This window comes from Streptomyces sp. NPDC050560 (assembly GCF_044457285.1).
Lineage (GTDB): Bacteria > Actinomycetota > Actinomycetes > Streptomycetales > Streptomycetaceae > Streptomyces.
This window is the reverse complement of record NZ_JBITGT010000007.1, coordinates 455,181-469,097: the sequence shown is the minus strand read 5'-3', so window position 1 is coordinate 469,097 and position 13,917 is coordinate 455,181. Positions and strand designations below refer to the sequence as shown.

Sequence of the window (13,917 nt, the reverse complement as noted above, 5' to 3'; positions counted from 1 at the left end):
AGGCACAGTACGCCCGTCATGGAGCAGCGGGACACCGGCCGCCAGGGCCCGCCCGCCTGGGCGCCCCGCGTCGACCCGGGACCGCTGCTCCCGGACGCGGCGCCGTACCGCGTCCTGGGGACCGAGGCCGCCCGCGCCGCCGATCCCGCGCTGCTGCGCACGCTCCACGCGGAGCTGGTGCGCGGCCGCAGGTTCAACACCCAGGTGACGGCCCTCACCCGCCAGGGCCGCCTCGCGGTCTACCCGTCGAGCACCGGCCAGGAGGCCGGGCAGGTCGCGGCGGCCCTCGCCCTCGCCGAGCGCGACTGGCTCTTCCCCAGCTACCGCGACACCCTCGCCGTCGTCGCCCGCGGCGTCGATCCGGTGCGGGCCCTCGGGCTGCTGCGCGGCGACTGGCACACCGGGTACGACCCGCGCTCCGAGCGCGTCGCCCCCCTCTGCACCCCGCTCGCCACCCACCTCCCGCACGCGGTGGGCCTCGCGCACGCCGCCCGCCTCAAGGGCGACGAGGTCGCGGCGCTCGCCCTCGTCGGCGACGGCGGCACCAGCGAGGGCGACTTCCACGAGGCGCTGAACTTCGCGGCGGTCTGGAAGGCCCCCGTCGTCTTCCTGGTGCAGAACAACGGGTACGCCATCTCCGTCCCCCTCGCGAAGCAGACCGCGGCACCCTCCCTCGCCCACAAGGGCGTCGGATACGGCATGCCGGGCCGCCTGGTCGACGGCAACGACGCGGTCGCCGTCCACGAGGTACTGACCGAGGCCCTGGCGCGCGCCCGCCGCGGCGGCGGCCCCACCCTCGTCGAGGCCGTCACCTACCGGCTCGACGCCCACACCAACGCCGACGACGCCACCCGCTACCGGGACGAGGAGGAGGTGGCGGCATGGCGCGCCCACGACCCGGTCACACTGCTGGAGCGGGAGCTGACCGGGCAGGGCCTCATCGACGAGGCGGGCCTGCGGCGGGTGGCCGAGGACGCGGAGGCACTGGCCGCGGGGCTGCGGGACCGCATGCGTGAGGACCCGCCGCTCGACCCGGCGGACCTGTTCGCCCAGGTCTACGCGGAGCAGACCACCCAGCTCCGCGAGCAGGCCGCGCTGCTGCGGGCGGAAATCGAAGCGGAGGCGGAGGCCGCGGGGGACACCCCGGGCGAGGCAGCGGCGGGCGCCCCGCCGGACGGCGGCGGCGGCGCCGCGGGGGAGGGCGTGCGATGACGACCGCCGCGGTGACGAAACCGGCGACGATGGCGAGCGCCCTCGGCCGCGCCCTCAGGGACGCCATGGCAGCGGACCCCGCCGTGTATGTGATGGGCGAGGACGTCGGCACCCTCGGCGGTGTCTTCAGGATCACCGAAGGACTCGCGAAGGAGTTCGGCGACGAGCGCTGCGCCGACACCCCGCTCGCCGAGGCCGGCATCCTCGGCGCCGCCGTCGGCATGGCGATGTACGGGCTGCGGCCCGTCGTCGAGATGCAGTTCGACGCCTTCGCGTACCCGTCGTTCGAGCAGTTGGTCTCGCATGTGGCCCGGATGCGCAACCGCACCCGCGGCGCCATGCCGCTGCCCCTCACCATCCGCATCCCGTACGGCGGCGGCATCGGCGGGGTCGAACACCACAGCGACTCCTCCGAGGCGTACTACATGGCGACACCGGGCCTCCAGGTCGTCACCCCCGCCACCGTCCCCGACGCCTACGGCCTGCTGCGGGCCGCCATCGCCACCGACGACCCGGTCGTCTTCCTCGAACCGAAGCGGCTCTACTGGTCCAGGGCCGTATGGGACCCGGAGCACCCGGACCCGGTGGCGCCGCTCGGCAGCGCGGTCGTACGCCGCCGTGGCCGCAGCGCGACCCTCCTCACCTACGGTCCTTCCGTGCCGGTCTGTCTTGACGCGGCGGAGGCGGCCCGCGCGGAGGGCTGGGACCTGGAGGTGGTGGACCTGCGTTCGCTGGTGCCGTTCGACGACGAGACGGTGTGCGCCTCGGTGCGCCGCACGGGCCGCGCGGTGGTGGTGCACGAGTCGGGCGGCTTCGGCGGCCCCGGCGGGGAGATCGCGGCACGGGTGGGCGAGCGGTGCTTCCATTATCTGGAGGCCCCGGTCCTGCGGGTGGCGGGATTCGACATTCCGTATCCGCCGCCCATGCTGGAGAGGCACCATGTGCCCGGGGTCGACCGGATTCTGGACGCGGTGGCGCGGCTCCAGTGGGAGGCGGAAGGCTGATGGCACAGGTCTTTGACATGCAGAGCCTGGAGTTCAGGCTGCCCGACCTGGGGGAGGGACTGACCGAGGCCGAGATCGTCCGCTGGATGGTGGAGGTCGGCGACGTCGTCGACGTCGACCAGCCGGTGGTCGAGGTCGAGACGGCCAAGGCGATGGTCGAGGTGCCCTGCCCCTACGGCGGCGTGGTCACGGCCCGCTTCGGCGAGGAGGGCTCGGAGCTTCCGGTGGGCGCGCCGCTGCTGACCGTCGCGGTGGGCGACAGGGCCGAGCATGGCGCAAAGACCACGGTCGAGGGCGACGGCGGTGGTACGGGCGCCGCCCAGGAAGACGCCCAGGAAGGCGGCCCGGGAGGCGACGGGGCCCGGGAGCCCGCCGCCGCGTACCCGCCTCCCGCCGCCACGGACCCGCCCGCCGCAGGGGCGGGCGACACGGCGCAGCCCGGCGCCGCCGCTCCCGCCGCCGAGGAGGGCTCGGGCAACGTACTGGTCGGCTACGGCACCAGCGCCGCGCCCGCGCGCCGGCCCCGGGTGCGCCCCGCGCCGCCGGGCGCCCGCGCACTGCCCCGCCCCGCGCCCGGGCGCCACACCCCCGCCCCGGGGCCCGCGTCCGGCGCGGACGACTGGGACGACGACGCCTCGGGCCAGGGCCCGGTGCCCGTGATATCGCCGCTGGTGCGCAGGCTGGCCCGGGACCACGGCCTCGACCTGCGCGAACTGGCGGGCTCGGGGCCCGACGGGCTGATCCTGCGGGCCGACGTGGAGTACGCGCTGCGCGCCGCGAGCAGCGCGGCGGCCCGCGCGACACCCCCCGCCACGGGACCGCTCGCCGGGGCGCCCGGCGCGCGCGGCGCGGCGCCGGGGCCGCGGGCCGTCGAGGCGGGCCGCGCGGCGGCGGGCGAGGACACCCGCGTCCCGCTGCGCGGGGTGCTCGGCACCCTCGCCGAGCGGGTCACCCGCAGCCGCGCCGAGATCCCCGACGCCACCTGCTGGGTCGACGCGGACGCCACCGAGCTGATGCGCACCCGCGCCGCGATGAACGCCGCCCAGGGCCCGAAGATCTCCGTGCTCGCGCTGCTCGCCAGGATCTGCACCGCCGCCCTCGCCCGCCACCCGCAGCTCAACGCGTCGGTGGACACGGAGGCAGGGGAGGTCGTCCGCCATGGCGCGGTCCACCTCGGGTTCGCGGCGCAGACCGCGCGCGGCCTCGTGGTGCCCGTGGTGCGCGACGCCCACCTGTGTGACGTGCAGACGCTGTCCGAGGAACTGGGGCGGCTGACCGGCGCGGCCAGGGACGGCGCCCTCTCCCCCGGCGACCTCACCGGCGGCACCTTCACGCTGAACAACTACGGGGTGTTCGGCGTGGACGGCTCCACCCCGATCATCAACCACCCGGAGGCCGCCATGCTCGGCGTCGGCCGCATCACCCCCAAGCCCTGGGTGCACGAGGGGGAGCTGGCGGTGCGTCAGGTGGTGCAGCTCTCCCTCACCTTCGACCACCGGGTCTGCGACGGCGGCGCGGCCGGCGGCTTCCTGCGCTACATAGCGGACTGCGTCGAGCAGCCGGCGGTGCTCCTGCGCAACCTGTGAGGGCCGCCCCGGCGCGCCACCCGTGAAGGCCGCCCCGGGCCGGCGAACGGCATGTGCCGGGGCCGCCACACCGGGGTGCCCCGGCGGCGAACGCGCACCGTCGGCGGGGTTCAGGGACGGTTGTTGACCTTTACGGGGGTGGCAAAGATCCTCCTGGGACCCATACTCGGGGCATGACCGCGTATGAGCCCCGGGGCGGCCCCGAAGCGCCCCGCACCCCGGGCACCGCACCGGGCGGCTCCCCCCACGGCCGTACCGCGCCCGCCCCGGCGGCCGGGCACGGGCCCGCCGCCGCGCCCCCGGCGTTCGACGCCGTGGTCCTGGCGGGCGGCGGCGCGAAGCGGCTCGGCGGCGCGGACAAGCCGGGGCTGCGGGTGGGCGGCAGGGCACTCCTCGACCGGGTGCTGGCGGCGGCCGCGGGCGCCGGGACCACCGTCGTCGTCGGGGGCCGCAGACCCACCGCGCGCCTCGTCGAGTGGGCGCGCGAGGACCCGCCGGGCAGCGGCCCGCTGGCAGCGCTCCACGCGGGCCTGCGCCGTACCGCCGCGGAGCGGGTCGTGGTGCTCTCCGCCGACCTGCCGTTCCTCGACGCCGCTACGGTACGGCGGCTGCTCACGGGACTTGAGGCGCCGTCACCCGACGCGCCCGACGGGCCGCCCGCGGAGGGCGCCGTGCTCACCGACCCGGACGGCAGGGACCAGCCGCTGGTCGCCGCCTACCGGGCGGAGCCGCTGCGCCGCGAGATCGCGCTGCTCGCCGCCGAGCACGGCGGCCTGACGGGGCTCCCGCTGCGGCTGCTCACTGGGGAGCTGAAGCTCGTCAGGATGTCAGAACCGCTCGCCTCGTTCGACTGCGACACCTGGGAGGACATCGCCGCCGCACGGTCGAGGATCAGGGAGCATGGGCACGTGTTGGATGAATGGATCACAGCGGTCAAGGACGAACTCGGCATCGAGCTGGACGTCGACACCACGGTCCTGCTCGACCTGGCGCGGGACGCGGCGCACGAGGTCGCGCGCCCCGCGGCCCCGTTGACGGCGTTCCTCGTCGGCTACGCGGCGGCGTCCGCGGGCGGCGGCCCCGAGGCCGTCGCCGACGCCGCGGGCAGGGCCGCGCGGCTCGCCCTGCGCTGGGGCGAGGAGGACGGCCGGGAAGAACGGCCGGACGCCGGATGACGGACCCCCGCGCCCCCGGGCCCCCGGCGACGGGGACCGCCCCCGCCCCGGCCCCCGGCGCGCCCCCGAGGGGCGGCGGCCCCGCGCCCCACCACGGCGACATGCCCTGGCCCGAGGCGCGGAGCATCGCCGCGCGTGCCGGGCAGCGCGGCTGGTCGGCGGCCGAGGGCGCCCCCTCGGTCACGGCGCTCGACGACGCGCTCGGGCTCGTACTCGCGGAGCCGCTGACCGCGCTCACCGACCTGCCGCCGTTCGACACCTCCGCCATGGACGGCTGGGCGGTCGCGGGCCCTGGGCCCTGGGAGCTGCGGGACGAACACCTGCTCGCGGGCCGCGCGGAACCCGCACCGCTCGTCGACGGCGACGCGGTCCGCATCGCCACCGGGGCCCGCGTCCCCCGCGAGGCCACCGCCGTGCTGCGCAGCGAGCACGGGCACGCCGACGACCGGGGACGGCTGCACGCGCTGCGGGAGGTCGGCCACGGCCAGGACATCAGGCCCCGCGGCCAGGAGTGCCACACCGGGGAGCCGCTGCTGCCGCCCGGTACGACCATCACCCCCGCGGTGCTCGGCCTCGCCGCCGCCACCGGCTACGACGAACTGCTCACCCTGGCCCGGCCCCGCGTACAGGTGCTGGTCCTCGGCGACGAGCTGCTGACCGAGGGCATCCCCAGGGCCGGGCTCATCAGGGACGCGCTGGGGCCGATGCTGCCGCACTGGGCGCGCGCCCTGGGCGCCGAGGTGTGCGCCGTGCACCGGCTCGGCGACGACGCCGGGAAGCTGCTGCGGGCCGTCGCCGACTCGGACGCCGAACTGCTGATCACCACGGGCGGCACGGCCTCGGGCCCCGTCGACCATGTGCACCCCACGCTGCGGGCCCTCGACGCGGAGCTGCTGGTGGACGGCGTCGCGGTACGGCCGGGGCATCCGATGCTGCTGGCCCGCCTCGACGGGGGCCGCCATCTCGTGGGGCTGCCGGGCAATCCGCTCGCCGCGGTCTCCGGCCTCGTGACGCTGGCCGCACCGCTGCTGCGGGGGCTGCGCGGACGCAGGTCGCCCCACGGGCGCACCGCGGTGCTGCGCGACCCGGTGCAGGGGCACCCCGCCGACACCCGTCTGGTGCCGGTGGTGCTCAGCGACGGGCGGGCAGTGCCGCTGCACTACAACGGCCCCGCGATGCTGCGGGGCATCGCGGTCGCCGACGGACTCGCGGTCGTCCCGCCCGGCGGAGCCGGCGCCGGGCGGGAACTGGCCGTGCTCGATCTGCCCTGGACGGGCGCCGGGAAGACCGGCAGCGGGGAGTGTTTCACGTGAAACTTCCGGGCCATGACGCCATGGCCAGGCGGGCCGAGGAGCAGGTCACACCGCATCCGGTGCGGCTGCCCCGGCGGGCGGTGCAGAAGCCGCTGCGGCAGGTCGCCAAGCGGCTGCTGCTGGCACTGCTGGTGCTGGTGGTCACCGCGCTCATCGTCTACGCCGACCACGCGGGCTACGGTGACAACGCCGATGACTCGGTGGATCTGCTGGACGCCTTCTACTACGCCACCGTGACGCTCTCCACGACCGGCTACGGCGACATCGCCCCGGTCAGCGACGGCGCCCGGCTCGTCAACATCCTGGTCGTCACCCCTCTGCGGGTGATGTTCCTGATCATTCTGGTCGGCACCACGCTCGAAGTCCTCACGGAGCGCACCCGTGAGGAGTGGCGCCAGAGCCGCTGGAGGTCTTCCTTGCGCGACCACACCGTAGTCGTCGGATTCGGCACCAAGGGCCGCTCGGCGATCGAGACCGTCTGCACCGGCGGGCTCCGCAAGAACCAGGTGGTGATCGTCGACCCCAACCTCAAGGCGGTGGAGATAGCCACCAATGACGGGTACGCGGGCGTGCTCGGCGATGCCACCCGCAGCGAGGTACTGCTGCGCGCCGAGGTCCAGAAGGCGCGGCAGATCATCATCGCCACCCAGCGCGACGACACCGCGGTCCTGGTGACCCTGACCGCCCGGCAGCTCAACCGCGGCGCCAAGATCGTCGTCGCGGTCCGGGAAGAGGAGAACGCGCCCCTGCTGCGGCAGTCGGGCGCCGACGCCGTCATCACCAGCGCAAGCGCCGCGGGCCGGCTGCTCGGGCTCTCGGTGCTCAGCCCCAGCGCGGGCATGGTGATGGAGGACCTGATCCAGCAGGGCACCGGGCTCGACCTGGTGGAGCGCCCGGTGACCAAGCCCGAGGTGGGCTCGCGCGTCCGGGAGGTCGGGGACCTCGTCATCAGCGTGGTGCGCGGCCACCGGGTGCTCGGCTACGACGACGACTCCATCGGCGGGCTCCAGCCGACCGACCGGCTGATCACCCTGGTCAGGACCAGCCGCCCGGCCCAGATCGCCCCCGACATCCGCCGTATCGCGGGGGAGTAGCCTCACGCCCATGCATGCGATCACGATCCCCGAGCCCGGCGGACCCGAGGCGCTTGTCTGGGCCGAGGTCCCCGATCCCGAGCCCGCGGAGGGCGAAGTCCTGGTGGAGGTGGCGGCCACCGCGGTCAACCGCGCCGACATCCTCCAGCGGCAGGGCTTCTACGACCCGCCACCGGGCGCCTCCCCCTATCCCGGCCTGGAGTGTGCGGGCCGTATCACCGCGCTCGGCCCCGGGGTGTCCGGCTGGGCCGAGGGCGACGAGGTCTGCGCGCTGCTCGGCGGCGGGGGCTACGCGGAGAAGGTCGCGGTCCCCGCGGGCCAGCTCCTGCCCGTGCCCGAGGGCCTGGAGACCGTACAGGCGGCGGCGCTGCCCGAGGTGACCTGCACCGTCTGGTCGAACGTCTTTATGATCTCCCAGCTCAGGCCGGGTGAGACGGTACTGGTCCACGGCGGCGCGAGCGGCATCGGCACCATGGCCATCCAGCTCGCCAAGGCCGTCGGCGCGAAGGTCGCGGTGACCGCGGGCGGCCCGGAGAAGCTGGAGCGCTGCGCCCAGCTCGGCGCCGATGTGCTGATCGACTACCGGGAGCAGGACTTCGTCGCCGAGGTGAAGGCGGCGACGGACGGCGCGGGCGCCGAGGTGATCCTCGACATCATGGGTGCCAAGTACCTGGAGCGGAACGTGCAGGCGCTCGCCGTCAACGGCAGGCTCGCCGTCATCGGCCTCCAGGGCGGCGCCAAGGGCGAGCTGAACCTCGGGGCGCTGCTGGGCAAGCGGGCCGCCGTCACCGCCACCTCGCTGCGGGCCCGGCCACTCGCGGAGAAGGCGGCGATCGTGGCGGCCGTACGGGAACATGTGTGGCCGCTCGTCGGCAGCGGCCAGGTGAAGCCCGTCATCGACCGCACCATGCCGATGGCGGAGGCGGGCGCGGCCCAGCGGGTCCTGGAGGACGGCGGGCATATCGGCAAGGTGCTGTTGACGCCCTGACCTGCGGCGCAGCGGCGAAGAGGGGGGCGCGGCCGAAGGCAGCGCCCCCCCTTCGTATGCCAGCGGGTGTCCTTCCGGATGCCTCCGGCCGTCCCCCGGGTCGCCCCACCGGCCCCGGTGCGCGTGCCGGGGGCGGCCGGGCGTGCCACGGTGGGGCGGGTGCCGTGCGGCACCGGGGGGCGGCGGCGGGCGCGGCGGAGGCTGGTGCGATGGCTCCTGGGCTGTGGATACGGTCCTTCGCCGTGCCGCTCGTCCTGACGGCGGCGCTCTGGCAGGCGCCCCAGGGCCCCACGGGCGCCGCCCCGGAGCCCGGCGGCTCCCGCGCGAGCGGCGTCCCGGGAGCGGGCCGCGTCGCACCGGGCCCCGGGCAGTCACCGCGACCGCCCGCCACGGAGCACCCCGCCACGGAGCACCCTGCCGCGAAGCCCCCCGCGCCCGCCGGGTCCGATGCCGTCGTCGGCCGTGCCGCCGTCTCCGGGCGGCCGCGCGGGGCGGGGACGCTGCCGCTGGGGGTCGGGCTCGTCCTGGTCGGCCTCGGGCTCGGCCTGCTGGGGCTGCGGCTGCGCTGGTCCTGAGGCCGAACGCGGGGCCCCGGGGGTGGCCCCCGCGCGGGTCGGGCGGGGTGCGCGACAATGGCCGCATGGAGATGCCGAGGAACGAGAAGGCGCAGGAGAATCCCAAGGTCCTGGTCGTGGGCCAGGACGGGATGGCGCTCGGCGGCGGCGGAGATGAGGACGGCTCGCACGAGGTGCCGGTGACGGACCAGGTCGAGCAGCCCGCGAAGGTCATGCGCATCGGCAGCATGATCAAGCAGCTCCTTGAGGAGGTCCGCGCGGCACCCCTGGACGAGGCGAGCAGGCAGCGGCTGCGGGAGATCCACTCCAGCTCCGTCAAGGAGCTTGAGGACGGTCTCGCGCCGGAGCTTGTGGAGGAGCTTGAGCGGCTTTCGCTGCCGTTCACCGAGGAGTCGACGCCGAGCGACGCCGAGCTGCGGATCGCCCAGGCGCAGCTCGTGGGCTGGCTCGAAGGGCTCTTCCACGGGATTCAGACGACGCTGTTCGCCCAGCAGATGGCCGCCCGCGCCCAGCTCGAACAGATGCGGCGGGCGCTGCCGCCCGGTGTCGGCGGCGACGAGCCCGAGGACCCCAGGGCGAACGGGGGAAGGATCGGAGGACCGTACCTGTAGCGGCGCGTGGGCCGCCCCGGCAAGGAGGGGCGGCTCCCGGACCCGCGGACCGGCAGACAGAACGCCCCCGGAGGCCACCGCGCAGCAGCGGGTGGCTTCCGGGGGCGCCCTGTGCCGGGCCCCGGGGGGCTACTGCGGCGGATTGCCCGTGGAGATGTCGAACTGGATCTCCGGCGGGTTCTTCGGGTCGAAGTCCGTACCGGCCTTCGGGGACTGCCGCATCACGGTGTCCTGGCCGTAGACCGCCTCGTCGTAGTCCCGCTTGTCCCACTTCCAGCCCGCGGCCTGGAGGCAGGACTGCACTGACTTCCAGTTCTTGAAGACGAAGTCGGGCATCTCGACCTTCGTCTCGTCGTTGTACGACTCCTCGGGGTCGGTGCACTTGTCCGCGTCGATGGTCTTCGTGGTGTCGGGGCCGCGGTGGCCGGGCACCACGGACGGCGACGCGCTGTTCTTCGACTCGTCCTTCTTGTCCCCGTCGCCGCCGCTGCTGAGCGTCAGCGCGGTGATCAGGCCCGCGATGGCGGCGAGCGCGACCACCACGGAGACCACGATCAGCGGGGTGTTCCGCTTGCGCCCGCCGCTGCCCCCCGAGGCGCCCGAGGTCGCGGTGGCCGGGTTGATCGTGTACGGCGGCGGCGTCGAGGAGCCCTGCGCGTACGGCGACGGCGTCTGGTAGTTCTGCTGCTGCGGGTAGCCGTAGCCGGGCGTGGGGGCGGGGGTCGGGTAGCCGTACCCGGGCTGCTGGTAAGGGGTGCCCGTCGAAGGGGCGGCAGGGGCGGCGTTCTGCCCCGACTGGTCGAGCGGCGGGAACACCGCGGAGCCGACACCGCTGCCGTTGCCCGTCGGGGCGCCGGGCACGATGCTCGGGGCCGCGGGCTGGAGCGACTGGAGCACCCGCAGGCACTCGTTGCGCATCGCTTCCGCGTTCGGGAAGCGCTCGGCCGGGTTCTTCCGCAGCGCCCGGTCGACGAGCGCGTCCACGGCGGGCGGCAGCGAGCGGTTGATGGAGGACGGCGGCACCGGCTGTTCCTGGACGTGCGCGTACGCGATCGCGAGCGGCGAGTCGGCGTCGAACGGGAGGCGGCCCGTGACCAGTTGGAACAGCATGATGCCGACCGAGTACAGGTCGGAGCGCGCGTCCACGGCGCGGCCGAGCGCCTGCTCGGGGGAGAGGTACTGCGGGGTGCCGACGACCATGCCGGTCTGGGTCATCGAGGTCACGCCCGACTGCATGGCGCGCGCGATGCCGAAGTCCATGACCTTGACCACGTTGCGCCGGGTCATCATCACGTTGCCCGGCTTGATGTCGCGGTGCACGAGGCCCATCTCGTGGCTGATGTCCAGCGCCGCCAGCACGTCCGCGGTGATCCGCAGCGCCTTGTCGGCGGGCATCGCCCCGTACTGCCGCACGTCCTCGTCGAGCACGGAGCCGAGCGGGCGGCCCTCGATGTACTCCATGACGATGTACGGGGTGGTGGTGCCGTCGAGCACGTCCTCGCCGGTGTCGAAGACGGAGACGATGTTCGCGTGGGCGAGCCGCGCCACGGACTGCGCCTCACGGCGGAAGCGCTCCCTGAACGCCTGCTCGCGGCCCAGCTCGGTGTGCAGGGTCTTGATGGCGACCTGGCGGTCGAGCACGGTGTCGTGGGCGAGGTGGACGGAGGCCATGCCGCCTTCGCCGAGGAGGTCCCGCAGTTGGTAACGGCCGCCGGCCACCGCACGCCCGGCGGACTGGCCGCCCTGCACACCGTCCTGGCTCATGTTTCTCTGTCCCCCATTGACGCGGGCGGGCAGTCCGGTTTGATGCGCCCGCGGGTGGTGATCGATTGCCGTATACCCGGCCAGTCTGCCCCAGGCCCCTGACACGTCAAGCTCGGTGCCCGTTCCGTGACCGTACGGGCAAGAAGCGTCGCGGAAGCGTTACAGCACGCCTACGACAGGTGAGGAAGCCGTTTCGCGGGGGGTCCTGGGACGCCGGTGTGGCGGGTTGCCAGGGGCCGTGGCGCGAACGGGATTTGCGCGCCGCTGCCGGACCCGGTTGGATGACGCGTCCCGCCCCATGGGGCGGCTCGGGACGGGACGGGGCGTCGCCGGAAGGCTGTAGCGTGGGCCCGAGGGGACCGCAGGAAAGCTGTACGACCGCCCAACCACCCGCTCAGCCGCGGGCAGAAACGACGGCGAGGACCGATGGCACAGACGCAGCGCGCTCAGGGGCCCTCCGACCCCGAGGCGACTGGCGGCGGTATGTCCGATGCGCCGGAGATGTGGGGGAACGGCGGTCTGGTCGGCGACGGCCGCTACCGCCTCACCCGCAGGCTCGGCCGGGGCGGCATGGCCGAGGTGTTCGCCGCCGAGGACGTACGGCTCGGGCGGACCGTGGCGGTGAAGCTGCTCCGCTCCGACCTCGCCGAGGACCCCGTGTCCAAGGCGCGCTTCACCCGCGAGGCACAGTCCGTCGCGGGGCTCAACCACCATGCGGTCGTGGCCGTGTACGACTCGGGTGAGGACGTCGTCGGCAACGCCACGGTGCCGTACATCGTGATGGAGCTGGTCGAGGGCCGCACCATCAGGGAGCTGCTGCTCACCGCGGAGGCGCCCGGCCCCGAGCAGGCGCTGATCATCGTGTCCGGGGTGCTCGACGCGCTGGCCTACTCGCACCAGCACGGCATCGTGCACCGCGACATCAAGCCCGCCAACGTCTCCATCACCAGCACCGGCGCGGTGAAGGTGATGGACTTCGGCATCGCACGCGCGCTGCACGGGGCGTCCACCACCATGACCCAGACCGGCATGGTCATGGGCACGCCCCAGTACCTCTCCCCCGAACAGGCGCTCGGCAAGATCGTCGACCACCGCTCCGACCTGTACGCGACCGGCTGCCTGCTGTACGAGCTGCTGGCGCTGCGGCCCCCGTTCACCGGTGAGACGCCGCTTTCCGTGGTGTACCAGCACGTCCAGGACGCCCCGGTGCCGCCGTCGCAGGTCGCCGCCGCGGTGCCGCCCGAGCTGGACGGCCTGGTGATGCGGTCGCTGGCGAAGGAGCCCGACGACAGGTTCCAGACCGCGGAGGAGATGCGGGGCCTGGTGCAGTACGCGCTCCAGATGCTCCAGGAGCAGGGCGGCCACACCGGGACCTGGAACACCGGGCCCGTCGACATGCACGAGGGCGCGAGCACCCCCGCGATGGGCGTCGCGGGCACCACCGCGCTGCCGCACCCGCACGACTCGGGCACGGCGCAGATCCCGGGCCCGATGCTGCGCCAGCCGCGCCCCGACGACGGCGGCTTCGACGGCGGGGCCCGGGGCGGCAGGGGCCGCGGCGGGCGGCTGTGGATCGCGGCGCTCGTCGCCATCGTGGTGATCGCGGCCGGTGTCGCGTTCGCGCTGCGCGGCACGGGCGGCGGCGACCACAAGCCGAGTACCGACCACTCGCCCTCGACCAGCCACTCGGCGCAGGACGACCAGCCGAGCGAGGACCCGGGCGACCAGCCGAGCGACGACGCCACCGACTCCGGGGACGGCTCCACCGGCACCGGCGAGTGGCCGCCCTCGCCCTCGGACACCGGCGACGGGCAGGACACCCCCTCCGCCACCGACTCGGGGCAGCCGACCCGCGAGCCCACCCACTCGGCGCCGTCCGACAACGACCCGCCCGAGACGAACTCCCCGCCGGACACCGGCGACCAGAGCCCGCCCGACGAGCCGACCGACCCCCCGGGCAACGACGGCGGCTCCGACGACGGCGGTGGCACCCAGCAGAACGGCGGCCCCGGCGGCAGCGAGGAGTAGCCGCCCGGGGCGGGCGGCGAAGCAACGGAGCGGCCCGGCTCGGCGCCGGTCCGCGGCCACGAAACCCCGGCTCCCGCCCGGCCGCCCCGCCCGGAGGCCCGCTCCGGCGATCCGCCGCACCCCCGGCGCTTGCACTCCCGGCCCCCGCGCCCCCCGGCGCCCCCTTGTGCAGTCCATGACAACCCCCCGCCCCCACGGGTACCCACACCCCACGCGTGCCGTTTCGATGATCGCTCGCGGTGGTTCCGGCCGCCACCCCCGCCCCCGATTGGTTCCGTCGAGCCGTTCCATCCCCCGCCGCGGCCGGGATACCGTGCCCGTGTTCCGGCGCCTCCCGAAGGGCCCTGACCAGCGGCATTTCCGCGTCCCCCGACTTTACTTGGATATCCAAGCAAAAACGCAGGTCAGACGGGGTTTCGCGGATATGTGCCGCACTGGGTAACGTGCGTTTCGCGGGGCACTCGCCGGAGCACCCTCGCGTCTGTTCCGGCGGGGCGCACCCACCCCGTGCGCACGCCCGGGACCGGACGCACCGCTCCCGCGGGCTCACCAGGAGCCCGAGGGATG

Annotated in this window: 11 protein-coding genes; 10 read left to right on the top strand and 1 reads right to left on the bottom strand. The window is 74.9% G+C overall.

Annotation, left to right across the window (positions count from 1 at the left end; all coding sequences use genetic code 11):
* Positions 1 to 18: 18 nt before the first annotated feature.
* From pdhA to ACIBIW_RS19160, 9 genes are all read left to right on the top strand, one after another.
* Positions 19 to 1,212: a pyruvate dehydrogenase (acetyl-transferring) E1 component subunit alpha gene (gene pdhA / locus ACIBIW_RS19200; RefSeq protein WP_399337635.1), complete on the top strand. Its 1,194-nt coding sequence runs from the start codon at positions 19 to 21 to the stop codon at positions 1,210 to 1,212.
* Positions 1,209 to 2,216: an alpha-ketoacid dehydrogenase subunit beta gene (locus ACIBIW_RS19195; protein WP_399337573.1), complete on the top strand. Its 1,008-nt coding sequence runs from the start codon at positions 1,209 to 1,211 to the stop codon at positions 2,214 to 2,216. The genes pdhA and ACIBIW_RS19195 overlap by 4 nt, the downstream gene beginning before the upstream one ends.
* Positions 2,216 to 3,802 carry a dihydrolipoamide acetyltransferase family protein gene (locus tag ACIBIW_RS19190; protein WP_399337571.1) on the top strand — a complete coding sequence of 529 codons (1,587 nt, stop codon included), beginning with the start codon at positions 2,216 to 2,218 and terminating at the stop codon, positions 3,800 to 3,802. Before ACIBIW_RS19195 ends, ACIBIW_RS19190 begins: the two co-directional genes overlap by 1 nt.
* A 173-nt stretch (positions 3,803 to 3,975) precedes the next feature.
* The gene (locus ACIBIW_RS19185; RefSeq protein WP_399337569.1) at positions 3,976 to 4,977 is read left to right on the top strand and encodes an NTP transferase domain-containing protein; all 1,002 of its coding nucleotides are present in this window, start codon (positions 3,976 to 3,978) and stop codon (positions 4,975 to 4,977) included.
* On the top strand, positions 4,974 to 6,290 hold the full coding sequence (locus ACIBIW_RS19180) for a molybdopterin molybdotransferase MoeA (protein ID WP_399337567.1): 1,317 nt from the start codon (positions 4,974 to 4,976) through the stop codon (positions 6,288 to 6,290). Before ACIBIW_RS19185 ends, ACIBIW_RS19180 begins: the two co-directional genes overlap by 4 nt.
* On the top strand, positions 6,287 to 7,384 hold the full coding sequence (locus ACIBIW_RS19175; RefSeq protein WP_399337565.1) for a potassium channel family protein: 1,098 nt from the start codon (positions 6,287 to 6,289) through the stop codon (positions 7,382 to 7,384). Before ACIBIW_RS19180 ends, ACIBIW_RS19175 begins: the two co-directional genes overlap by 4 nt.
* Positions 7,385 to 7,394: 10 nt before the next feature.
* Entirely contained in the window at positions 7,395 to 8,372 is a 978-nt protein-coding gene (locus tag ACIBIW_RS19170; RefSeq protein WP_399337563.1) for an NAD(P)H-quinone oxidoreductase, read from the top strand.
* 209 nt (positions 8,373 to 8,581) lie between these two features.
* Positions 8,582 to 8,947, top strand: a complete 366-nt coding sequence (locus ACIBIW_RS19165; protein WP_399337561.1) for a hypothetical protein — start codon at positions 8,582 to 8,584, stop codon at positions 8,945 to 8,947.
* Between the two features lie 65 nt (positions 8,948 to 9,012).
* Positions 9,013 to 9,558, top strand: coding sequence for a bacterial proteasome activator family protein (locus ACIBIW_RS19160; RefSeq protein ID WP_399337559.1), 546 nt, complete (start codon positions 9,013 to 9,015; stop codon positions 9,556 to 9,558).
* 129 nt (positions 9,559 to 9,687) lie between these two features.
* On the opposite strand, the gene ACIBIW_RS19155 is transcribed toward ACIBIW_RS19160, so the two are convergent.
* A complete protein-coding gene (locus tag ACIBIW_RS19155) occupies positions 9,688 to 11,322 on the bottom strand; it encodes a protein kinase (RefSeq protein WP_399337557.1) in 1,635 nt (544 codons plus the stop codon).
* A 426-nt stretch (positions 11,323 to 11,748) separates the two neighbouring features.
* Between ACIBIW_RS19155 and ACIBIW_RS19150 the strand changes: the two genes are divergently transcribed.
* Positions 11,749 to 13,350 carry a protein kinase gene (locus tag ACIBIW_RS19150; protein ID WP_399337555.1) on the top strand — a complete coding sequence of 534 codons (1,602 nt, stop codon included), beginning with the start codon at positions 11,749 to 11,751 and terminating at the stop codon, positions 13,348 to 13,350.
* Positions 13,351 to 13,917 lie beyond the last annotated feature (567 nt).